The 525-nt window shown below is 76.2% G+C and carries 1 protein-coding gene; it reads right to left on the bottom strand.

Annotated features, from left to right (window positions below; genetic code table 11):
- Window positions 1-348, bottom strand: a 348-nt coding sequence (locus GL263_RS27740) for a helix-turn-helix domain-containing protein (RefSeq protein ID WP_182858467.1), incomplete at its 3' end; no start/stop codon positions are given.
- Between the last annotated feature and the right edge of the window lie 177 nt (window positions 349-525).

The following is a 525-nucleotide window of genomic DNA, read 5'->3' as shown; positions in this document are numbered from 1 at the left end:
GCCGGGGGCCGAGGGGGCGGGACTGCCGCCGGTGTCGGTGTCGGTGTCGGCCGCGGTCGCGGGTCGGTGGATCGTCCGGGAGGTCTCGCGCGCGGCCTCCCACATGACCCGCAGCCGGGCCAGGTCGTCGTCGCGGAGCCCGGCGGCCCGCGCCAGCGCGGCCACCGCCTCCCACGGCGGCGGTGACGCGGCTCCGAGGTAGCGGTACCAGGAGGACGCGCTGTACCCGGACTTGGCGGCCAACGCGGTGAGGCTGAGGCCCGTGCGGTCCTTCAGCAGCCGCAGCCGTTCGACGAACCGCCGGACCTCCGGGGGCAGGCCGTCGGGAAGCGGTCGCCAACGCGCCATCACCACCTCCTTCTCGCCGAACGCCCCACCGGTCGCCGGCGGATCGCCGCCGGACGTTGCGAGGGGGTCGGTGACCAGCGTCCCGGTCGTCCCGCCGCATCGTCAACGGCTGGGCGTCGCCGCAGGTCACGCGGGGTGGTGTCCCGTCATGAGAGCAGGGCGGGAACGGCGGTGGAC

Source organism: Streptomyces durbertensis, assembly GCF_014156695.1.
GTDB classification, from domain to species: domain Bacteria; phylum Actinomycetota; class Actinomycetes; order Streptomycetales; family Streptomycetaceae; genus Streptomyces; species Streptomyces durbertensis.
The sequence above is the reverse complement of the archived record's forward strand: the minus strand, read 5'-3'. Positions and strand labels throughout refer to the sequence as shown.